Here is a 21,274-nt window from a genome sequence, read left to right as displayed (position 1 = left end):
TTTGATAATCAATGACTTTCTCTGATAGTTCCTACTATAATCATGGTAAGGAAGGGGTCGCAGGTTCGAATCCTGTTGGAAGCTTTATATTTAAAGTCATGAAAACCCTTGATATATGAAGGGTTTTTCTTTTTTTACAAAAAATTAAATTTGACCATCTTTCTTTTAATATTTTCCTTTGACCACTTTTTGACCATTAATTATAGTGTTTACTTTGCTTATCACTTTTTTGATGAAACCTTTTTCCGAAATTCATAGCGGTTTGTTTTTGCATGTTGAGCAATACATGTGCGTATGTTTCCATTTAAGTGCGGACATCATGGCCTAATCTTTCTTCGACGGCTTTAGGAGTTCAGCACGGTGGGCTTCAGCTTCTTTTTTTTTCAAATCCACGCCTTGTCACTTGGACTCTTTTTCCTGTTTTCGGATCTTTTCCGAGTTGTACGGTATATGACCAGCTGTAACCTTTAGCATTACTTTTTACGTTGTACTTTCGATAATAAGCCACTTTTTATTTCACCTCCTTTCAAGTCAGTTACAGAAATAATTCAAATGTTATTAAACCAATCAATATCTATTGTCACTTTTTCTACCATTTCGACTTTGATTCCGATTCCCAACTCTTTTAATTTCTCAGCCAATTCATTTCCATCAATTAAATCAATTGGAGTAGCCCCGTCTCTATTTGCTTCCTTTACTGCTTCCCGTGTAAAAGAACCTGTCGTTATAACTAATCCTCTATCTGCTTTACCGACTGTTGCACCCCTGAAATCTCTAATGACCGATGAGCCTACTGATCCATTGTACCGTTTGGCTTGAAAAGCGGTATGGAATGAAATGACCCCGCCAATTTTTAAGATGCCTTTACCATCGATGCCGCCATCATGTGATTTTCCTGTTACTTCCACATTGATAAAGCCAAGTTCACGAAGTAAACGTTGACACAACTTTTCGAATTGATCGGGTGATATGTTTTTTAATGTTTCAAGTAATTCATTATGCCAACTAAATTCATCCAATTCTTCATTTTCATATTTTGTAATGGGTTTGTCCGCTTCATCATTTTGAGATTCTTTGTTTGCTGCGAATTTTTCAAGAGCGGTTTGTTTTACTTCCTCATTATTAACTTCATCAATCTTTTTACCTTTATCGGTAAGTACCCACACGCCACGTTTACTATTGTCGATATAACCAGCACCCTTTAGGTAAGTTCTAGCCCACGCGCTACGATAGGCGAGTTTAGTAGTGCTACCCTTATGAATGTCATTTGCTTCATCTTCAGTCAATTGTAGAAGTTCAATTAATTGCTCTGTAATTTCATTATTTGTTGCAGAACCACCCAATTTTTTTAATGCCTGTAACGTTGGATTGATCAACTCGTGATATTTAAAATTGAACACTTTTAACCCCCCTAAATTTATTAAACTAATGTATCTTATATTACTTTGGCTCAAAAATCACCTGAACTACTTTTCCACAAATCCGTGCGTTTCCGTTTGTAATTAAAATCGGATGGTATTTAGGGTTATCCGGATAGAGAAAAACACCTTGTTCAGTTTTTTTCACCCGCTTCAATGTCGCGTCCTAGCCATTCACATTCACAACCGTTATTTCACCTGACTCGACATCCGATTGTTTTTTTAATAATACCCGAAATAATGCTTATTGAGAAAGAAAGCTTTTCTAGCGGCAGAGAGGTTATAGAAAAAGAATTTCGATTCTAATTTGAACGATAGCTTTAGAAAATGGAACGAGCCTATTTTTAAGCTCGTTCTCTACCATGATATTTATTGTTTTGGCTGATTTGACAATAAGGTGAAATTCTCTACTCCAAATTCCGGAGTTTTTCTGCACTTCAACAAATGTGCCATTATTGAAGATGGTTATCAAACTAAAGACAGCATATTTTAAATTTTTGGGTATCGAGACAATCCCATTTAGCACACGTCACTGCTTTTATGGATAAAAGCAATCAAAGGCCTTGGAAAGTGATTGACCGGCTTCTTGTCAGATTTTAACGTTACATTCAAAAGTTCATTTTATATAGTCTTTTTTCCTTTTGGTTTAGGTGTGAATGTCTCATACATGAAGGAAAACTTTATTACATTTGAAGAAGGTAACAAGTCATATGTTGTGTTGACTATCTATAAAGACCAATTTTTGTATACGCCAATAGATAGAGAAGCTAAGAAAATAGAAAAAACATTTAATCTTATTGACATTAAAAGTGTTGAAAGTTTTAGTAATGAATCAATTGGGAGTATTGGATTTAGAAAAACATCACATAATTAAGCGATTAGTCTAGTCACCGCATGTCTACAAGAAGGTTTCTGATAGAGGAATCTCAAGCTCATTTTCCTTTGAGATGTCGTAACTTCGCAGCAACCAATGCATCATTTTCTTCAGCAGCCATGGTAAAGATTTACTTGTGTTAATGTTATTCGATGATGGTTAGTTTTTCATGAAATCATGAGCCTAACAAACGGATATTTTTAATAAGTGAAATAGTAAGAGTTTCTTGCCTTTATCACCTTCATAGTATAATAGAACTAAATTTTACCTGTTTTTCAAAGGAAATATATACGAAGGTCTTTTAGAAAAAAACGCAGAAGATACCAAAAGTGGGGCTGGACAGTACTTTACCCCAAGAGCTCTTATTATGGCAATGGTTGCATGTGTGCAACCCAAACCCATGAAAACAATTATTGATCCGACCTGTGGCACAGGTGGTTTCTTCTTTGCAGCATATGATTACATTGCAAAAAATCATGAATTAAATCGGGAACAAAAGGAATTTTAAAAAAATAAAACGTTTTATGATAATGAAATAGTAGCTAATACACGAAAACTTTGTTTAATGAATATGTTCCTTCACAATATTGGTGAAATTGACGGTGATACCTTTATTTCTCCCGCAGATGCTTTAGTGGCTGATGAAGGCAATCGATATGATTATGTGCTTGCAAATCCTTCTTTTGGTAAAAAGTCTAGTATGCCCATTACCAACGAAGAAGGAGAACAGGAAAAAGAGGGTTTGATTTATAACCGACAAGACTTTTGGGTAACAACTTCAACAAACAACTAAATTTTTTGCAACATATCCGAACACTTTTAAAAGAAACAGGTCAAGCAGCTGTTGTTCTTCCAGATAATGTCCTCTTTTTTGATAACAGGCCTGGAGCAAAAGATCCTTGGAAAAAAGAAGTTTGGATATACGATTACAGAACCAATGTTCACCATAACTTGAAGAAAAAGCCTATGACATATAACAATCTTGAGGATTTCATTCGATGCTATAATACATCTACATCTAATCGTGATGAACGCACAGAAACTTGGTCAGAAGATAACCTAGATGGCAGATGGCGCAAGTTTACTTATGAGGAGCTTATCGCAAGAGATAAGACAAATCTTGATATCTTTTGGCTCAAGGATAAGAGCTTGGCAGATTTGGATAACCTTCCTGATTGGCTAATGAAATTATTGAAAACATTGAAGCGGGACTAGAAAGCTTCAGAGAAATAATGGTCACAATAAATGGTAGTTCGGAAGAAAGAGATGTTAAAGAATAGGATGCGTGGCTGATCTAGAGCAGAACTTTATTATGAACAAAACGTGCAGGTAAAAGCAAACATTTTCTAATTAGCATGACATCATTTATAATGAAGATAAATCTCTTCTTTGAGGTGATAAAATTGAAACCGATCATCGTTGATAATAAAGACATCAAAATGGCGATTCAATCAGGTCATTCATACATTCAAGTTGGTAACCGAAAGTTTTTATTAATGGAAGTTGAAGAAGTGAATGAAGGCGATTGTTACAATGTAACTGACCCCGAAGAAGAAAAACAACTCCGGCTTGCCTTGGAAGGCGACAATCCTGTCCTGTCTGAAGAAGAAATCAATAAAATGTTAGGCAATTAAGGATGGAAGTCAAATGGAGAAAATCGGCGATTCAATCATTACTGGATTTAGATCAATGGAGAGAAACCATTGAATTGCCGCCAATTGCCAGTTACCTGAGAAACACGGTTCAAACGTATTTTGAACAACAAGATTTTTCGATCTATATTCCCGGCCGACAAGTTTTCATTCAAAACATGCCTGTTGATCTTAGAATCGTGCTGATCTCTGTTGGGAAATCCGACCCATATAAAGTATTTTACCGAATCACAGGTTACCACATTGAAATATTTTTAATTCGACACCCACACCAAAAAACATTAAAATAAACAGAGGAATTTTAGTGAAATTGCCCACTTCATTAAAATTAAAAATTGCCCCCAACCGTATGGTTGAGGGAATTTTTTTGACCACCGCGTGACCACACTTTGACTACACACTTAAATAAATCATGTTATTTTGGGTAAATTAGAATTCACATTGGAACCGTAAAGCCGTACTAAAATGGGCTTTATGCAGTCTGTTCAATTCGCTTCATCATGCATCTCAACAATAGCAAGGAAGGGATTGCAGGTTCAAGTCCTGTTGGAAGCTTATATATAAACGTTGATATAAAGCGATTCTTGGAGATTCCAGGAATCGCTTTATTTTTTGTTTTATTCTACACTACCGACTAACAGCTAAAAGAGGTAAATCTAAACTATATTTCTTTTTCAAACCGTATCAAACATTTCTTCAAACGATTGGAGAAACTGGTTTGTGATTGGCGAACTTTCATCCTTGCGCCATGCCAATGTCAACTCCATCTTCGTATCGTCTCCTTCCAGCGCCCGAAAGACAACGCCTTCTTTCGGATGCTCAAGAGCCAACTCGGATACGAGGGAAACGCCAATGCCAGCAGCGACAAGGGTCAGAATCGTAAAGAGGCCCTCCGCTTCTTGTGCAATCCGTGGACTGAACCCGGCATTGCGGCAAATGGAAATGATCGTATCATAATAACCGGGGCCAATGTTTCTAGGAGACATGATGAACGGATCCTTCTTTAGTGCCTTCAATTGAATTGGTGCCGTTTCGCCTGCAAGTGGATGGGTCGAAGGAAGCGCCACGTAAAACCGCACACTGTGGATAACGCGAAGATGAAGGGCTTGGCTGTCAATCGGCGGGCAAAGAATTCCGAAGTGAATCCGCTTCTCTTCGAAAGCTCGCAGTTGTTCCATTGTTGACATCTGGTGAATAAGCACTTCAATTTCAGGAAATTTTGTTCGGTAATAGCGCAGGAAACGAAGCAGTGCGCTGCTCCATGATCCTGCAATACCGATAACTAGTTGGCCTGCTTCGCCTTCATGTATTTTGCGTGCGCGGTTGCAAGCTCTGTCTAGGGAATGCAGGATGCTATGGGCATCCTCAAGGAAAGATTTCCCCGCTTCCGTTAATTCGACAAACCGGTTTGTCCTCTTTAACAATTGAACGCCCATTTCTGTTTCCAGTTGGGCGATTTGGCGGCTGAGAGGCGGCTGGCTGATATTGAGCTTTCTGGCGGCCCTGCCAAAATGAAGCTCCTCCGCGACCATGATGAAATACTTTAATTGTCTAATCTCCATGGGAACGCTCCTCTTTTCGTTTTTTTTATTTTAATACTTTTAAGGTATTGTTTCTACATAATTATGTATTAGACTATGTTTTTCGACTTTTGCTAATATAATGAATGGAAACGTTATCAAAAAATAAGGGGTGAATCGATTGGTCGAATCTAAATATATCGAAGATTTGAAAAATAAATGGACAAAAAATTGGCCTGAACATTTGCCCATTGCGCCAAATTATCCTTTTGGGGAGATTCCGATTACAGAATATCTTGTAAAAAGGGCAAAGCAGACACCGGACAAGCCGTGCATCATTTTCTATGGCAAAGAAATTACCTACCGGGAGCTTGACGAGTGGAGCAACCGGTTGACTTCGTATCTCCTGTCAATCGGATTAAGAAAACAGGATCGAGTTGCCGTCTTTCTTCCGAATTGCCCTCAGTTTCTAATCGCCTTCTACGGCATACTGAAAGCTGGAGGGGTTCATGTTCCTGTAAATCCGATGTTTAAAACCCAGGAATTGCTTTACGAGCTTCAGGATACGGATGCCGAATTCATTATTACCTTGGATCAGCTATATCCAGTGATTCAATCTGTTAAGGGTGAGACAAACATCAGGGAAATCATCACAACAAACCTCAGCGAGTTTCTGCCAGAAGAGCCGGTCATTCCGCTCCATCCTTCGATGAAGGATGTCTTAACAGCACAAGCAGTTGATCCGGATGTAGAGTCCCTATCCCGGATTCTTGCCGAGCAGTCTCCGGAATTTCCCAAAGTGGACATTTCACTGGATGATTTGGCGGCGCTGAACTATACGGGTGGCACAACAGGCATGCCGAAAGGGTGTGAACATACCCAGCGGGATATGCTCTATACATCGGCGTGCAATACGACGTACACATATTTGCTTTCACCTGAAGAAGTCCGCTTGACTTACATGCCGGTTTTTTGGATTGCGGGGGAGAATTCCGGCGTGTTAGCTCCTGTGTTTAGCGGAGCGACACATCTCTTGTTATACAGATGGGATACAAAAGCGGTATTAGAAGCGATTGCTCAATATAATGTGTCATGCATGAGTGCAGTCATGGACAATATAGTCGCCCTCATGGAACACCCCGAGCTGGCAAGATACGACTTGTCATCCGTGAAGACAACGACTGTGAGCTCGTTTGTCAAAAAATTGACAGTCGAATACCGTCAGCGTTGGCACAAGCTGACAGGCAGCGTCCTTAGAGAAACGGCCTACGGGATGACAGAAACACACACATCGGACACGTTCACTACCGGCTTTCAAGCAGGAGATTTTGATTTAAAATCCCAACCGGTGTTTTGCGGGATCCCGATGCCCGGCACATATCTGAAAATCGTTGATTTTCAGACAGGCGAACTGATGCCGCCCGGGAAAGAAGGGGAAATCGCCATCAAAACGCCTTCATTAATGAAAGGCTACTGGAATAAACCAGAAGAGACGAGGCGGGTGTTTCGGAACGGATGGTTTCATACAGGAGACATCGGGGTGATAGATGACAACGGATTTTTGCATTTTCTTGGTCGAAAAAAAGAAATGCTCAAAGTCAATGGCATGAGTATTTTTCCATCGGAAATCGAGATGTTGATGGGCAAGATGCAGGAACTTGAAGGATGCGGAGTGATTGGCTTGGAAGACGAAGAGAAAGGCCAGCTTCCGCTTGCCGTTGTTCAATTAAGAGCGGAATACCGGAACAAAATGACAGAAGACGATATTCAAAATTGGTGTAAAGCTAACATGGCGCCCTATAAAGTGCCAATTGTGAAAATCGTTGAACAGCTCCCACTTACTACGACTGGAAAGGTAAAAAAAGGTGAGCTGCTCAAAAGCTTACAGGTTGCTAAAAACCAAACCAACGGAAAGGAGATTTTAAAATGAAAGAAACTGTTCAAAAGCACTCACAAATGGAAGAAATGATAAATGAGCTAGAACGAAAGAAAGAAAAGGCAAAGTTAATGGGCGGCAAAGAAAAAATTGAGCGCCAGCACAGTCTTGGCCGCTATACAGCAAGAGAGAGGGTAGAGCGATTCGTCGATTCTGGCAGCTTTTTGGAATTGGGGATGCTTAATCATTCGGATCAACCCGGTGCGGAAGAGAAAAGTCCAGCAGACGGATATATCTGCGGGTTGGCTAAGGTTGACGGCCGGCCGGTTGTTGTCCAAGCTTCTGACAAGACAGTGTTTGCCGCAGCGGAGGGGCAAGTGCATTTAAGAAAAGCGAAAGCGGTTAGAAAGTATGCAGTGGAACATGGTCTTCCGATTTTTGAACTGGCAGAAGGCGGCGGTCTTCGCATGCCTGATGGAATGGGATCGGACGGCATTAGCGCAAGCCTGCCTTTAAAAGAGGGGTTAAGACATGGGAGAAGGGTTCCGTATATCTCGGGAATTATGGGAGACAGCTTTGGTGGACCGACATGGCATGCGGTATCAGCAGATTTTGCTGTTCAAGTAAAAGGGACATGCATGGCGGTCGGCGGGCCAAGAATGCTTGAAATGGCGACAGGAGAGAAGATTTCTCCCGAGGAGCTTGGCGGCTGGAAGCTCCATGCGGAGAAGACCGGACAAATCGATGTGGCAGTAGACAATGATGATGAATGCATGGAGAAAATGAAAGAATTCTTTTCCTATATGCCGCTGAACGCAGAAGAGGAGCCGCCAAGGAGAGAAACGAAAGACGATCCGTTTCGCCGCTTGGATGAAGTCATCGACATCGTTCCTGTCCAGCGAAACCGCGCTTATGATATGAAAAAACTGATTAAAGTCATCGTAGATGACGGCGAATTTTTCGAATTAAAGCCGCTTTATGGACGTGCTTTAATTACAGGGCTTGCCCGCTTGGACGGCAGAGTTGTCGGGATCATGGCAAACCAGCCGATGCGAAACGCCGGAGCTGCCGGGCCAAATGAGTGTGATAAAGCAATCGAATTCATTTGCCTTTGCGACTCCTACCATATCCCGCTTATCTTTTTGAATGATGTTCCGGGATTCCTCATTGGAAGCAAAGGCGAGGAACAGAAAATACCAACGAAAATCATGGTGTGGAACCAAGCATTGGCCTATTCGACCGTTCCCAAGTTGACTGTTATCGTAAGAAAAAGCGTCGGTATGGCGTATGCAAATATGTGCAGACCTGGCATGGGGGCAGACTTTGTTGTCGCGTGGCCGACGGCTGAGATCAACTTCACCGGGCCTGAAGTCGGCGTTAATGTTGTCTATGGCCAGCAGCTGAAAAATTCGGAAAACGCTGCTGAAGAAAGAAAGGAACTATTGCATCAATGGTCATTTGACAGTTCGCCGTATAAAGCGGCTTCCAAGCATTATATCGACGATATTATCGATCCGAGGGAGACAAGGAAGTTTTTATGTCAGGCGCTGGAATACGCCTGCGCGAAAAATGGTTCAAAAAGTGAAAGGCTGTTGGCTAACTGGCCGACAGGCTACTAGGGGCAAATGTGATGAAAAAAGTAGGATTGTTTTTCTTGATGTTCGCATTGTTCCTACTCGCTAGCGCCTGCAGTTCGGACTCTAATTCTCAAACTAAAGGTTCAAGCAGTACAGAGGGTGCTGAAGGGAAAAGTGAGTCTTCAAAAGAAGGTGGTGACCTCGTAATCGGCTACTACTCGGATGCAAGCAGCTTCGATCCGCTGCGTGCTTCTTCCGGCGGAGATGAAGCACTGTTGTATTTTATTTATGACACTTTGATTAACTATGGTCCAGGCTTTGAGCCTGAACCCGGGCTTGCTGAATCTTGGGAAATGCAGGATGAGAAGACATGGGTTCTGAAACTCCGGGAAGGGGTAACCTTCCATGATGGGACAGAGTTTAACGCGGAAGCGGTGAAATTTAATATTGAACGTGCCAATTCAGACGCTTCAAACAAAGCTGATTTGAACATGATCGAATCAGTGGAAGCTGTAGATACACATACGGTCGCTCTGCATTTGAGCGAACCAAATGCCGGGCTTCCACAGGCATTAATGACAGCGGCGGGCATGATGGTTAGCCCTGCAGCAGTTCAGGAGCACGGGGATGACTATGCGCTCCATCCTGCAGGAACAGGTCCGTTTAAGCTGGCCGACCGAAATCCGAATAATGAACTGCGTTTTGAAAAGTTTAGCGAGTATTGGCAGAAAGGAAAGCCGTATTTGGATTCTGTCACTGTGAAAGTTATGAAAGAAGGCACGATGATCAATGCCTTGAAATCAGGAGAAATTCATGTTGCTGCCCCAATTTCCGCAACAAATATGGGAGACTTAGAAAATGCGGCTGGTGTGAAAGTGGATGCTAGTGCCTCTTTGAACTTCCAATATATTTTTATCAATACGTCCCTCGCTCCGATGGACGATGCAAAGGTTCGCCAAGCGATGCATTATGCGATCGATCGCGAGCAGCTTGTCCAGGCGATTCAATTTGGCCAAGGAGAGCCGGCCTACGGCCCGTTTCCGAAAGAACATCCTGCTTTTACGGAGGAAATTATCACGCCTTATGATAAGGAAAAAGCAAAACAGCTACTTGAAGAATCTGGAGTGGAATCGCCGGTGTTGGATCTGCTCGTCAAGCCGGACGCCTTTGATGTGAGAATTGGAGAAGCGGTGAAAGCACAGCTGGAAGAAGTTGGCTTTCAAGTGAACCTGCATCCGACCGAAGTGACGAAGCTTGTCGAGTTGGCCTTCAGCAATCCGCAATATCCGGCAACACTTGCACGTGCCTCAGGAAGGCCTGATCCAAATGCCTTGCTTTCTTTGTATTACAAGGAAGAAAGCTTTTATAATCCTGGAAAACATAAAAATGAAAAATTTGAAGCGTTGCTTCAACAGGCGGCAGCAGAGTCGGATGAAGCCGGACGCAACAAGCTGATTTCTGAAGCAAGCTTGATGATTATGAAAGAAGATGCGATGGGCGTTCCACTTTTCTTTGAACCGCTTATTGTTGCGGTGAATGAAAAAGTGCACGGCTATGAACCCCATCTATACGGAAAACCGAGATTCCAATTCCTTTCGTTGGAACAATAGAGAAACAGGCTTTTCTATCTGTCAAAGAACAAATAAATCCCAGGAACAAAAATAAGTTGTTCCTGGGTTATCGTGAAAGAAATATATCTTTCTAAAAAAGAAAGTGGCTTTCACTAATAGGAAATTTAGGTTGCTATACAAACAATATTGGGGAAATTTAACATTACCTAATAAAACGAGACTCTCTGTTAAAAACGCCTAAACCCTTAAAAATAGGTTTAGGCGTCTTTTGAACTTATCTGCCGATTGGGAAGTCAAACGGCACTGATCCGGGAGGGGAATGCTGAATAATATCGATCATCGGAATGGTGTAGGCGAACAAAATCAGCGCAATTGTAATACCAATCCATAACTTCCAGTTCTCAAGAACTTTAGGCGTCGGCATTGCATCTTCTTCCTCTTCCGCAATCGGATATTCTTCTTCTCCGCGCGGTGCAAAGAAGGCAAGCTTTATAAAAATGTAGACCATAAGAAGGATGCCGATGAATAGAATCGTGCCTCCAACGGCTTGGGCGATTTGATAGTTAATCCATACAGAAACCTGATCTGCACCGCCGTAATTTGAGAAGGCTGATCGCCTAGGTGCTCCAAGCAATCCTTCAATATGCATGGATGCGGACATTATCAACATACCAACCGCCCAAATAAAGGATTGAATAATACCCAGTCTGTTGATTTTTGGTGTCAGCTTCCTATTTGTTAAGACAGGCACAAGCCAGTAAGTGATCCCGAAGAAAGTAAGAATAACAGTCGTTGCAATCGTTAAATGGAAATGCCCCGTAACCCAAATCGTATTATGGACAAGCGCATTCAATTGGTGGGAGGCATTAATAATTCCTCCGATGCCGCCGGGGATGAATGCGACCATGCCAATAAACGGTGCAAGGAAACGAACATCTTTCCATGGCAGCTTTTTAAACCAACCGAATAAACTTTTATAGCCTTTACGTCTACCTGTAATTTCGAAAGTTGCGAAGATCGAGAATGCTGTCATAAGTGTAGGAACGACAACCATGAATGTCAGCACGACTTGAATGAACTTCCATGTCGGATTAATACCAGGTTCTGTTAATTGGTGGTGGAATCCAACAGGAATCGAAAACATTAAAAATAAAATGAATGATAATCTTGCAAGACCATCGCTAAAAATTTTGCCGCCGATAACTTTAGGTACGATGACATACCATGCCATGTAAGCGGGAAGCAGCCAAAAATAGACGAGCGGATGGCCGAAATACCAGAACAATGTTCGGCTAAGCAATACGTTAATCGTCGCTCCGTATCCAAGCGACCAAGGAATAAATTGAAAAACAACGGAAATGGCGACACCTAGTGATGCAATAACCCACATAATCATATTGATATTAACCATGAATGCGAGAAGTGGAGACTTTTGGCCTTTGTGCGCTTTCTTCCATACGTACAATTGGCGAAAGTTCACAAATGCGGCGATCCAGCTTCCGATAATGACAAGTGACAGACCGATATAAAATAAAGGATGGGCCCGAAGCGGCGCATAAAATGTATAAAGGACAGACGCTTCCCCAAGCAAAATCATCGTAGCAGTAATCAATGTCCCTATAAGCATGACCCAAAAGCTTACCCAGCCGACTTTAAGCTGTTTATCAGAAATTCCTGTCGTTTTTCCCATTAAAGAAAATTGAAACCCTACAATGAAAAAGGTCGTTAATACAAGAGCAAGAATGACCCCATGGACGGTTAATATTTGGTAATAGTTTATCCCGAAAGGCAAAGTAAACTTTCCCGCTCTGACCAATGTTTGCAATAGCCCCATCAACCCACCGATAAGAAGGGAAGCAAATGCTACATATAGAAAAGCCATATACAACTTTGATTCTTTTTTGGATAGTGGCAATAACTGTTGATTAGCCATTATTCATACACCTCCACTGTACCGAACATGAGATGGTGCCCGAGACCGCAATATTCATTGCAGACGATTGTAAATTCCCCTGTGTTTTTTAACGTTGTTTCGTAACGGCTAATGTGGCCAGGTTCGACCATCATATTCACGTTTGTGCCTGCTACGTTAAAACCGTGGACGACATCTTTTGTTGTAATTTGAAAAAGAACTTTTGATCCTTTTGGAATTCGGATTTTGTTCACACGTTTTCCTTTTTCATCGATTCCAAGATCATAATTAAAGGCGGATGCAACGATATTTACAACGTATTTACCTTCTTCCACTTTCGTAAGGCCAAGATTTTCAGGTTTAAAATTTTCATTGGCCTCAATGTTTTGAGGATCAATTGTTTCAATATGGCTTTGAGGATGTGTTCCTTTGTAGAAAGCGGCAAACCCGATGATTGCAAGGAATAAAATGAGGGAACCCAGTCCAAAAATAAGCCATATTTTTTCATATTTGTGTAAATGCATCTCACAGCACCTCCAAAAGGTTTCGACATTATCTTGTTAGGAATAAAATATAAGTTCCAAACCATGATACAACCATGACAATACCTAGCAACATGACAGAAATAAATGTTCCAGTTAATTTCACATCAGCGCTTTGTTTCTCTAGTGATTTTTTTTTGCTCATGGTTTTGCCCTCCCTTCACTTCCTTTTTACCCCTAAATCACTTGTAAAGATATAAAAAAATACACCTTAAAAAATTTGACATAATTTTTGGGCAAATTTTTGAATTTTATCAAAAAAACATACATCTCTCTGCTGATCTGATGAGGGGTTTCATACGATTTGTTGAAGGAATACTTGTTTGTTCCGTTATGGATGTTTACTTTGCATGAATAATTAAATAAAATGAGTAATGATGAGGCTGCTGAAATACGGGATGTAGTCGAAAGAAAAAAAGTGAGCTGACGAAATGGAATTACAAACGATAATTTTTACTTTTATTGGCGGATTGGGGATCTTTCTTTACGGAATTAAGTTAATGGGGGACGGTCTTCAAAAAGTCGCTGGGGACGGCTTGAGGGATCTTCTTGATCGATTTACGTCAAATCCGTTTATGGCTGTTTTGACGGGAATCGTGGTGACAGCCCTAATCCAAACAAGTTCTGGAACGACAGTACTTACGATCGGACTCGTTTCAGCTGGTTTTATGACGTTAAGGCAGGCAATCGGTGTCATTATGGGGGCCAATATTGGAACGACGACAACCGCTTTTATTATCGGAATTAATATTTCCGAATTAGCGCTGCCGATTCTTGCGCTTGGGGCATTTCTCATTTTCTTTTTTAAAAACCATAAAGTCAATCATTTTGGACAAGTGTTTTTTGGGTTTGGTTCTTTATTTTTTGGACTTAACTTGATGGGGGATGGAATGAAGCCCCTTCGGGATGTACCGGCTTTTACAGACTTAACTCTAAGCATGAGCGATAGCCCATTATTAGGTGTATTAATTGGTGTTATTTTTACTGTCATCATTCAAAGTTCATCAGCTGCCATTGGCCTTTTGCAAACCTTATTTGACCAAGGGGCAATTAGTTTGCATGCCGCTTTGCCTGTTTTATTTGGAGATAATATTGGTACAACAATCACTGCGGTGTTGGCATCGATTGGAGCTTCTATTGCCGCTAAGAGGGCGGCTTTAGTGCATGTTATGTTTAACGTCATTGGGACGATTCTTGTTCTGTTTCTTTTTGTGCCGTTTACACATTTTATTGAGTTCATGCAAGCGAGCCTTGATTTAAACCCTAGAATGACGCTTGCTTTTGCACACGGCACGTTTAATATAGCGAACACCATTATTCAATTTCCATTTATTGGGGCGTTGGCTTGGATTGTAACAAAGCTCGTTCCTGGCGAAGATACAACGATTGAATTTAAAACCGTTCACTTAGGTGAGCAGTTTATTCGGCAATCTCCTTCAGTCGCGCTTGGCCAAGGGAAAAAGGAAGTGTTAAGAATGGCCGAGTTAGCGGAAAAAGGGGTTAGAGAAGCTTGTCTATATTACAAAACACATGGGAAAAAGCATCGAGAACTGATCCCGCAAATTGAAGATGCGTTAAACAATCTTGATAAAAAAATTACCGAATATTTGGTGCAGATTTCTTACCATACATTGACTGACCATGATTTAAAAACGCATCACGCGTTAATGAATACGGTCATTAATCTTGAGCGAATTGGTGACCATATGGAAAATATTATGGAGCTTGTCGATAGCCAAATTAACAGTAAAGTGAAATTCTCCGATTCTGCTATGGCTGATTTGGATGAAATGTTCGATTTCACGATTTCCACTTTAAACCAAGCAATTAAAGCGTTGGAAACAAATGACATTGAACATGCAAAGGCTGTTCAAATCAAAGAAAGGCATATTGATGAAATGGAAAGGGAACTTCGCAAGAAGCATATTTTACGGTTAAATCAAAATGAATGTACGGGTACGGCGGGTATCGTGTATGTGGATATCGTCAGCAACCTTGAACGGATTGGTGACCACGCGGTTAATATTGCGGATGGCGTTATCGGAGAAGATTGATATAAAGCGAGACTTATCGGGGTGTTAACGTCCGTTATTTCCCGCTTAGACTTTTTCGAAATCTCTAAATCTTGAAGAGGGGGTCTTACGGACGGTGGCACCGGGATAAAGAAGGAGCGAACCGAGAGTGAATCGATTCGCTCCTTCTTATTTAAAATACAAATCGTAAAACCATTAAGGAAAGAACGCCTGTAATCACAGTACCAATCAGGCTTTTTGTTAAAATGGCTACGAGAAAAGTCGGCAAGGCGGCGATAAGTTCGAGCTTGTTGGAAGTTAACGAAATTTGATTATCAGACATCAATAATGATTGGACCAAAAGGGCTGCCATTACGGCAACAGGAATATTCTTTAGCCAGCTTATCGTCCATTCTGGCAGTTCAATCCGGCTAAGAAGCATAAGCGGAAGGACTCTCGGAATCAATGTAACGATGGCTGAGCCTATGATAATTAATAATATTGTATACCTTACTTCCATTTTTCAATCACCATGCCTATTGTTGCGCCTAAAATCGTTGCAATAATGACCCCGGTGCTTCCGGATAAACTGAAGCTGACAACTATGACAATCACTGCCGCACTGAGTGCTACGACAATATCGACAACATATTTTTTATGGCTTAGCATTTGAAGGATTAACAAACCGATAAACATCGCCGGCAAAGCAAAGTCAAGCCCAAACGATTCGGGGTTGGGAATCCATTTTCCAAAATAGGCACCAGCCAAGTTGGCAACGAGCCAATTTAAATAGGCAGTAATGTTTAACCCGAGCATCCATTTAAAGCTTGCTGTTTTTTTGTTTGGAAGCTGATTGATTGCCACGCCAAACGTTTCATCTGTCAATAGAGCGCCATTCACCATGTTCTTCCATGGAGGAAGATGACGGAAATAAGGCGCAACCGCCGCGCTAAGAAGCAGATGGCGCAAGTTTATAAAGAAGATTGTAAAAACAATCGCAGAAACTGGATTGCTTGCGGCGATCATTCCAGCGGCGATGAATTGCCCTGAACCTGCATAGAGAAGCAAACACATTAATGTGATTTCGACAATGCTTAAACCTGCTGTCTTTTGCACAACCCCCGCAGCAAAGCCGATGCTTAAATATCCGAGCAGTGTGGGGACACAATCTTTTACCCCTTGCCAAAAGCCATCATCATCGAATGAGGTGTTTGCCTTCAAATGAAGCGTATCCTGTTGTTCCACACCCCTACACTCCAATCTAATGCAACTCCATAGTTATAATGAAAACACGGTTCAAAAGTTTTGAACCGTTGGTTGATAAGGTAGATTTAAAAATCATCATCAAGCTGTTCTCTTAAAGAGCGTAGCTCTTTTTCAATTTCACCTAGCTTGTTTTCCTGTATCGAGGTTCGTTGACCAGTAGATTCCAGTTTCTCAAGATCATTTTGCAAACGAATATATTCCATCTTTAATTCAGCGATTCTTTGTTCAATTTCTTTTTTCGTTAAACTCAATGCAGTCACCTCATCATTCATTATAACGTCTAAAGCCATTTTGGCAAAAGAAATTAGAACATAAAAAAATTACTCTCTCCCTTTACAAAGAGACAAGTTGCTTATATAATTATAAACGTTAGTTTAAAAAAAGAACAATTAAAGTGGCCCGTTGGTCAAGTGGTTAAGACACCGCCCTTTCACGGCGGTAACACGGGTTCGAATCCCGTACGGGTCATTCCAGATTACAGAAATCAGAGACCAGAAGCCAGAATAGGACAAATTGGTATACCAATTTGAACAAATCTGAACTCCGGCTTCTGACTTCCGACATCCGGTATGGAGGATTAGCTCAGCTGGGAGAGCATCTGCCTTACAAGCAGGGGGTCGGCGGTTCGAGCCCGTCATCCTCCACCATATTGAATAAAGCCGTTTCAAATGTTATATTAGAAACAGTTTATGATTACACCGCTCTAGCTCAATTGGTAGAGCACGAACAAATAAGCTTCATTGAATTGGCATCAGCGTACCGATCGAATCACAATATTCTTTCTGAGATCGGGACGACGATACAGAAATTTCTTCATATATTACTTCTATTACTTCGCCGGTCTAGCTCAATTGGTAGAGCAACTGACTTGTAATCAGTAGGTTGGGGGTTCAAGTCCTCTGGCCGGCATCATCTATTATTAGCGCATCTACGTTGAGAGACATCTATGGAAGCTAAGATGGCAGTGCTAGTAGTATTCAGATTACGGAAGCCAGAGACCAGAAAAATATATTCTGATTTCTGGCTTCTGACTTCTGATCACTGGAAACGGAGGGGTAGCGAAGTGGCTAAACGCGGCGGACTGTAAATCCGCTCCCTTAGGGTTCGGCGGTTCGAATCCGCCCCCCTCCACCATACTAGAAGTTGGAAATGGGAAATTGGAAGTTAGACATGGGATATATGAAGGGCTCTTAAGTATGGCCACGAAGATTTACTACATATCCAACCTCTAAACTGCGGAAGTAGTTCAGCGGTAGAATACCACCTTGCCAAGGTGGGGGTCGCGGGTTCGAATCCCGTCTTCCGCTTCAAATATATCAAAGAAACCTTAAATTTTGCCATTTAAGGTTTCTTTCTTTTTTTATATATGATTTTTATTGGGAAAAATAATATATTGAATAAAGTGAAGAAGGTAGGCGTTGTGGTATAATAGAAAGCGATTAGAATTATCTGGGGGATGTGCGATGTGGCCTCTTAGTGACTTTGACATCTTTAACTTCATAGGAGATATAGGCGATATCATCGATATTTTACTTGTCACGTATGTGATTTATAAATTAACGATGCTTATCCGTGGTACGAAGGCAATCCAGCTTCTGAAGGGAATATCAGTAATCATCGCTGTATGGTTTTTAAGCAGCGCCTTCCAGCTTCGTACATTACAATGGCTTGTCGAGCAGGCGATCAATTTTGGTTTTCTCGCGATTATCATTATTTTCCAGCCTGAACTTAGGCGTGCCCTTGAACAGTTGGGAAGAGGGCGGTTTTTTACAAGATATGCTTCCCCTGAAGAAGAGGAATATAAAGAAACGATTGATGCACTTGTAAAAGCTTCTACATATATGGGCAAAAGGCGTATCGGTGCCCTTATTTCAGTTGAGCGTGAAACGGGAATGAATGAGTATGTAGAAACAGGCATTCCCATTCAAGCAAAAATCACATCTGAACTTCTCATTAATATTTTCATACCAAATACACCGTTGCATGATGGCGCGGTCATTGTAAATAAAAATAACATACTCGCCGCTGCTTGTTACTTGCCGTTGTCTGAAAGCCGTTTTATTTCAAAGGAGCTTGGCACAAGACACCGCGCGGCGATTGGAATTAGCGAAGTAACAGACAGCTTAACACTTGTCGTATCTGAAGAAACAGGCCAAATTTCACTTGCTAAAAATGGCGAAATTTATAGAGACTTAGATGAAGAAAATCTTAGGGAACAATTAAATAAAGAGATTCTAAAAAATAACACAGCTTCATCGCGCTGGCAGTGGAGGGGGAAAAGCAATGGATAAACTGTTGAAAAGCAACTGGTTTGTCATATTGGTTTCCTTTATATTGGCGCTCATGCTTTATTCCATCGTTGCAGTACCTAAAAATATGCAATCAAATGCGAACGATACAGGATCCAGAGTAAAAGACGGGGAAGAAAGAATCGAAAATGTTCCGGTGGAAGCCTACTATGATGAAGAAAAATATGTTGTTACGGGAATTCCCGAAACGGCAGAAATTACTCTTTCAGGTTCGACAACACAAATCTTTATGGCTAAAATGGAAAAAAGCTTAGAGGTATATGCTGATCTTAAAGACTTAGGGGTAGGAACCCATAGAGTCCGCCTTCATCACCGCGGCTTATCGGATGGGTTGGACATTGCGATTAATCCTTCGACCGTTATGGTAACAATTGAGGAAAAAAAGAGCAGCGATTTTCCAATTAACATTGAATATTTAAATGAAGATAAGCTTCCTGAAGGCTATAGTGTAAATGAAGCAATCGTGACACCAACGATGGCATCCGTTTATGGAAGCGAGGAACAGCTGAAAAACGTCGGATCGGTTAAAGGATATGTCGATTTAAAAAATGTGAAAGAAACGTTTACAAAGAGTATTCCGATAAAAGTATATGATCATAATGATAATGAAATAGAAGGGCTTTCTCTTAACCCGACAGTCATTGATGTCGAGGTTCCAATTACGGGGCCTAATAAATCAGTCCCGATCAAAATTAATAAAGTCGATAGCCTGCCTAAAGAGAGCAGTATTAAATCAATGACATTGAATCCCGACACTGTAACGGTCTATGGTTCTGTTGAAGCAGTAGAAAGTGTCGATTTCGTCGAGGCCACGATTAATTTGGCAAAGCTTCCGATAAAGGACAAACAAACATTAACCGTTGATATCCCGCTGCCGAAAGGAATCAAAATGGCCGAGCCGGAACAAGTTGAAATTACGATTGAAATTGGAAAAAGAGAAACAAAAACAGTGAAAAATATACCGTTGCAAATCAGCGGGCTTCGTGATGGACAAAAACTTATCTTCACAAAACCAAGCGGCGGAAAAATTGATGTTGAAATGAGCGGAGCTTCGTCTATATTGGAAAAAATTGTTCCCGACGACATTAACGCTTATGTGGATGCCACTGGTTTAGGAGAAGGAAAACATACCGTAAAGGTAAAAATCAACGGCCCTCAAAATATTGATTGGAAAGAAAAAGAAGTGACTTTCGAAATCAAGTGAAATCGTTAATCGAATTGGAAAAAGGGAGTGAATGAATATGGGGAAATACTTTGGCACGGATGGTGTTCGAGGAGTTGCAAATGCTGAACTCACCCCAGAACTTGCATTTAAATTAGGAAGATACGGCGGGTACATTTTAACAAAGGACATTGAAACAAAACCAAAGGTATTAATTGGCCGGGATACAAGAATTTCCGGTTATATGTTAGAAGGCGCACTCGTTGCCGGGCTTCTTTCAATTGGTGTCGAAGTCATGCGCCTCGGTGTGATCTCTACTCCGGGGGTCGCCTACTTAACAAAAGTGCTTAACGCGCAAGCGGGGATCATGATTTCAGCATCACACAATCCGTTTGGCGACAATGGCATTAAATTTTTCGGCTCAGACGGCTTCAAACTCTTGGATGAACAAGAAGAAGAAATTGAAGCGTTGCTAAGCCGTGAAACAGACGACCTTCCTCGCCCGATAGGAGCAGATCTTGGCGTTGTTAATGATTATTTTGAAGGCGGGCAAAAATACTTGCAGTTTTTGAAACAAACTGTTGATGAAGACTTTTCAGGTCTTACCATCGCGCTTGATTGTGCTCATGGTGCAACTTCTTCACTTGCCCCATACTTGTTTGCTGATCTTGATGCAGAAATTGTAACAATTGGTACAAACCCTAATGGGTTGAACATCAATGATAAAGTTGGCTCAACTCAACCAGAGGCTCTCGTATCAGTCGTTAAAGAGAAAAATGTTGATATTGGGCTCGCCTTTGACGGGGATGGCGACCGCCTAATTGCGGTTGACGAAAAAGGCAATGTCATCGACGGCGATAAAATTATGTTCATTTGCGCAAAATTTTTAAAAGAACAAGGTCGCTTGAACAATGATACGGTCGTCTCCACTGTAATGAGCAACTTGGGCTTTTATAAAGCACTTGAAGCGAACGGAATCAAGTCTGAACAAACAGCTGTCGGTGATCGGTATGTGATGGAACGAATGCGAAGCGGCGGATACAGCTTAGGAGGCGAGCAATCCGGCCATATTATTTTCCTCGATTATATAACAACCGGAGACGGCATGCTTTCTGCATTGCAGCTCGTCAATATCATGAAATTGGCCGGGAAGCCTCTCTCAGAACTTGCAAGTGAGATAGAAGCCTTCCCGCAAAGCTTAGTCAATGTTAAAGTGACTGATAAAAATAGCGTCATGGAGAATGAAAAAATCAAAGCTGTCATCGAAAAAACAGAACAAGAGCTGGGCAAAAACGGGCGTGTTCTTGTCAGGCCCTCTGGAACAGAGCCGCTGGTTAGAATTATGGTTGAAGCCCCAACAGAAGAATTGTGCACAGGCTATGTTCAAGAAATCGCAGCCGCCATACAAAACGAAATGGGAATCAATAATAATGATTAGTACATAGTATAAAGGACTATACAAACAGCGGTGTTTGTATAGTCCTTTTTAGACTAAAAAGGAATTGACGATTTTTACGTGAGTGTTGTATGATTGGAACATTCGAAAATAGAAAGGTGGTCGGAATCGATTTTATTAAGAAGCG

20 protein-coding genes, 5 tRNA genes and 1 pseudogene are annotated in these 21,274 nt (G+C 41.3%); 16 read left to right on the top strand and 10 right to left on the bottom strand.

Annotated elements, in window-relative coordinates; all coding sequences use genetic code 11:
- Positions 1-367: 367 nt before the first annotated feature.
- From DCC39_RS13500 to DCC39_RS19845, 3 genes are read right to left on the bottom strand one after another with little or no spacing between them, the layout of a single operon-like run.
- Entirely contained in the window at positions 368-508 is a 141-nt protein-coding gene (locus DCC39_RS13500) for an Arm DNA-binding domain-containing protein (RefSeq protein WP_116555421.1), read from the bottom strand.
- Between the two features lie 40 nt (positions 509-548).
- Positions 549-1,400, bottom strand: a complete 852-nt coding sequence (locus tag DCC39_RS13495) for a restriction endonuclease (protein ID WP_116555420.1) — start codon at positions 1,398-1,400, stop codon at positions 549-551.
- 40 nt (positions 1,401-1,440) lie between these two features.
- Entirely contained in the window at positions 1,441-1,575 is a 135-nt protein-coding gene (locus DCC39_RS19845; RefSeq protein WP_407071858.1) for a LexA family protein, read from the bottom strand.
- A gap of 985 nt (positions 1,576-2,560) precedes the next feature.
- Between DCC39_RS19845 and DCC39_RS19665 the strand changes: the two are divergent.
- From DCC39_RS19665 to DCC39_RS13470, 4 genes and pseudogenes are all read left to right on the top strand, one after another.
- A pseudogene (locus DCC39_RS19665) lies at positions 2,561-3,085 on the top strand (HsdM family class I SAM-dependent methyltransferase).
- 5 nt (positions 3,086-3,090) lie between these two features.
- Positions 3,091-3,507, top strand: coding sequence for an N-6 DNA methylase family protein (locus tag DCC39_RS19660; protein ID WP_205948510.1), 417 nt, complete (start codon positions 3,091-3,093; stop codon positions 3,505-3,507).
- A gap of 188 nt (positions 3,508-3,695) precedes the next feature.
- The gene (locus DCC39_RS13475; RefSeq protein ID WP_116555417.1) at positions 3,696-3,926 is read left to right on the top strand and encodes a hypothetical protein; all 231 of its coding nucleotides are present in this window, start codon (positions 3,696-3,698) and stop codon (positions 3,924-3,926) included.
- 2 nt (positions 3,927-3,928) lie between these two features.
- The gene (locus tag DCC39_RS13470) at positions 3,929-4,234 is read left to right on the top strand and encodes a hypothetical protein (RefSeq protein ID WP_116555416.1); all 306 of its coding nucleotides are present in this window, start codon (positions 3,929-3,931) and stop codon (positions 4,232-4,234) included.
- A 384-nt stretch (positions 4,235-4,618) separates the two neighbouring features.
- On the opposite strand, the gene DCC39_RS13465 is transcribed toward DCC39_RS13470, so the two are convergent.
- Complete coding sequence (locus DCC39_RS13465) at positions 4,619-5,506, bottom strand: LysR substrate-binding domain-containing protein (protein ID WP_116555415.1); 888 nt, start codon at positions 5,504-5,506, stop codon at positions 4,619-4,621.
- 139 nt (positions 5,507-5,645) lie between these two features.
- Between DCC39_RS13465 and DCC39_RS13460 the strand changes: the two genes are divergently transcribed.
- From DCC39_RS13460 to DCC39_RS13450, 3 genes are read left to right on the top strand one after another with little or no spacing between them, the layout of a single operon-like run.
- Positions 5,646-7,394 (top strand): AMP-binding protein, encoded by a 1,749-nt coding sequence (locus DCC39_RS13460; RefSeq protein WP_205948509.1) that lies wholly within the window; start codon positions 5,646-5,648, stop codon positions 7,392-7,394.
- A complete protein-coding gene (locus DCC39_RS13455; protein WP_240613652.1) occupies positions 7,391-8,959 on the top strand; it encodes an acyl-CoA carboxylase subunit beta in 1,569 nt (522 codons plus the stop codon). The genes DCC39_RS13460 and DCC39_RS13455 overlap by 4 nt, the downstream gene beginning before the upstream one ends.
- A gap of 11 nt (positions 8,960-8,970) precedes the next feature.
- Positions 8,971-10,527, top strand: coding sequence for an ABC transporter substrate-binding protein (locus tag DCC39_RS13450; RefSeq protein WP_116555413.1), 1,557 nt, complete (start codon positions 8,971-8,973; stop codon positions 10,525-10,527).
- Between the two features lie 235 nt (positions 10,528-10,762).
- Here DCC39_RS13450 and DCC39_RS13445 read toward each other — a convergent pair whose 3' ends face one another.
- From DCC39_RS13445 to DCC39_RS13435, 3 genes are read right to left on the bottom strand one after another with little or no spacing between them, the layout of a single operon-like run.
- A complete protein-coding gene (locus tag DCC39_RS13445) occupies positions 10,763-12,421 on the bottom strand; it encodes a b(o/a)3-type cytochrome-c oxidase subunit 1 (RefSeq protein ID WP_116555412.1) in 1,659 nt (552 codons plus the stop codon).
- The gene (locus DCC39_RS13440; protein WP_116555411.1) at positions 12,421-12,924 is read right to left on the bottom strand and encodes a cytochrome c oxidase subunit II; all 504 of its coding nucleotides are present in this window, start codon (positions 12,922-12,924) and stop codon (positions 12,421-12,423) included. Before DCC39_RS13440 ends, DCC39_RS13445 begins: the two co-directional genes overlap by 1 nt.
- Positions 12,925-12,952: 28 nt before the next feature.
- Positions 12,953-13,087, bottom strand: a complete 135-nt coding sequence (locus DCC39_RS13435) for a cytochrome c oxidase subunit 2A (protein WP_116555410.1) — start codon at positions 13,085-13,087, stop codon at positions 12,953-12,955.
- A gap of 286 nt (positions 13,088-13,373) precedes the next feature.
- Here DCC39_RS13435 and DCC39_RS13430 point away from each other — a divergent pair, with 286 nt between their 5' ends.
- Positions 13,374-14,996: a Na/Pi cotransporter family protein gene (locus DCC39_RS13430; RefSeq protein WP_116555409.1), complete on the top strand. Its 1,623-nt coding sequence runs from the start codon at positions 13,374-13,376 to the stop codon at positions 14,994-14,996.
- Between the two features lie 151 nt (positions 14,997-15,147).
- Here DCC39_RS13430 and DCC39_RS13425 read toward each other — a convergent pair whose 3' ends face one another.
- The 3 genes from DCC39_RS13425 to DCC39_RS13415 all read right to left on the bottom strand — a co-directional run bounded on the left by DCC39_RS13425 (position 15,148) and on the right by DCC39_RS13415 (position 16,471).
- A complete protein-coding gene (locus DCC39_RS13425; protein ID WP_116555408.1) occupies positions 15,148-15,474 on the bottom strand; it encodes an AzlD domain-containing protein in 327 nt (108 codons plus the stop codon).
- A complete protein-coding gene (locus DCC39_RS13420) occupies positions 15,465-16,199 on the bottom strand; it encodes an AzlC family ABC transporter permease (RefSeq protein WP_116555407.1) in 735 nt (244 codons plus the stop codon). Before DCC39_RS13420 ends, DCC39_RS13425 begins: the two co-directional genes overlap by 10 nt.
- Positions 16,200-16,285: 86 nt before the next feature.
- A complete protein-coding gene (locus DCC39_RS13415; protein ID WP_240613651.1) occupies positions 16,286-16,471 on the bottom strand; it encodes an SE1832 family protein in 186 nt (61 codons plus the stop codon).
- A 145-nt stretch (positions 16,472-16,616) separates the two neighbouring features.
- Here DCC39_RS13415 and DCC39_RS13410 point away from each other — a divergent pair.
- From DCC39_RS13410 to glmM, 8 genes are all read left to right on the top strand, one after another.
- A tRNA-Glu gene (locus DCC39_RS13410) sits at positions 16,617-16,688 on the top strand.
- A 103-nt stretch (positions 16,689-16,791) separates the two neighbouring features.
- Positions 16,792-16,867, top strand: a tRNA-Val gene (locus tag DCC39_RS13405).
- A gap of 189 nt (positions 16,868-17,056) precedes the next feature.
- Positions 17,057-17,129 (top strand) — tRNA-Thr (locus DCC39_RS13400).
- A gap of 140 nt (positions 17,130-17,269) precedes the next feature.
- A tRNA-Tyr gene (locus tag DCC39_RS13395) sits at positions 17,270-17,354 on the top strand.
- A 101-nt stretch (positions 17,355-17,455) separates the two neighbouring features.
- Positions 17,456-17,527 (top strand) — tRNA-Gly (locus DCC39_RS13390).
- Between the two features lie 156 nt (positions 17,528-17,683).
- Positions 17,684-18,511, top strand: coding sequence for a diadenylate cyclase CdaA (cdaA, locus tag DCC39_RS13385; RefSeq protein WP_116555406.1), 828 nt, complete (start codon positions 17,684-17,686; stop codon positions 18,509-18,511).
- The gene (locus tag DCC39_RS13380; protein ID WP_116555405.1) at positions 18,504-19,733 is read left to right on the top strand and encodes a CdaR family protein; all 1,230 of its coding nucleotides are present in this window, start codon (positions 18,504-18,506) and stop codon (positions 19,731-19,733) included. Before cdaA ends, DCC39_RS13380 begins: the two co-directional genes overlap by 8 nt.
- Before the next feature lie 37 nt (positions 19,734-19,770).
- Positions 19,771-21,129: a phosphoglucosamine mutase gene (gene glmM, locus DCC39_RS13375; RefSeq protein ID WP_116555404.1), complete on the top strand. Its 1,359-nt coding sequence runs from the start codon at positions 19,771-19,773 to the stop codon at positions 21,127-21,129.
- The last annotated feature ends 145 nt before the right edge of the window (positions 21,130-21,274 follow it).

Origin of the sequence: Pueribacillus theae, from assembly GCF_003097615.1 — a bacterium.
Lineage (GTDB): Bacteria > Bacillota > Bacilli > Bacillales > UBA6769 > Pueribacillus > Pueribacillus theae.
Note: the sequence above shows the minus strand (reverse complement) of the source record. Positions and strands in the feature narration are given on the sequence as shown.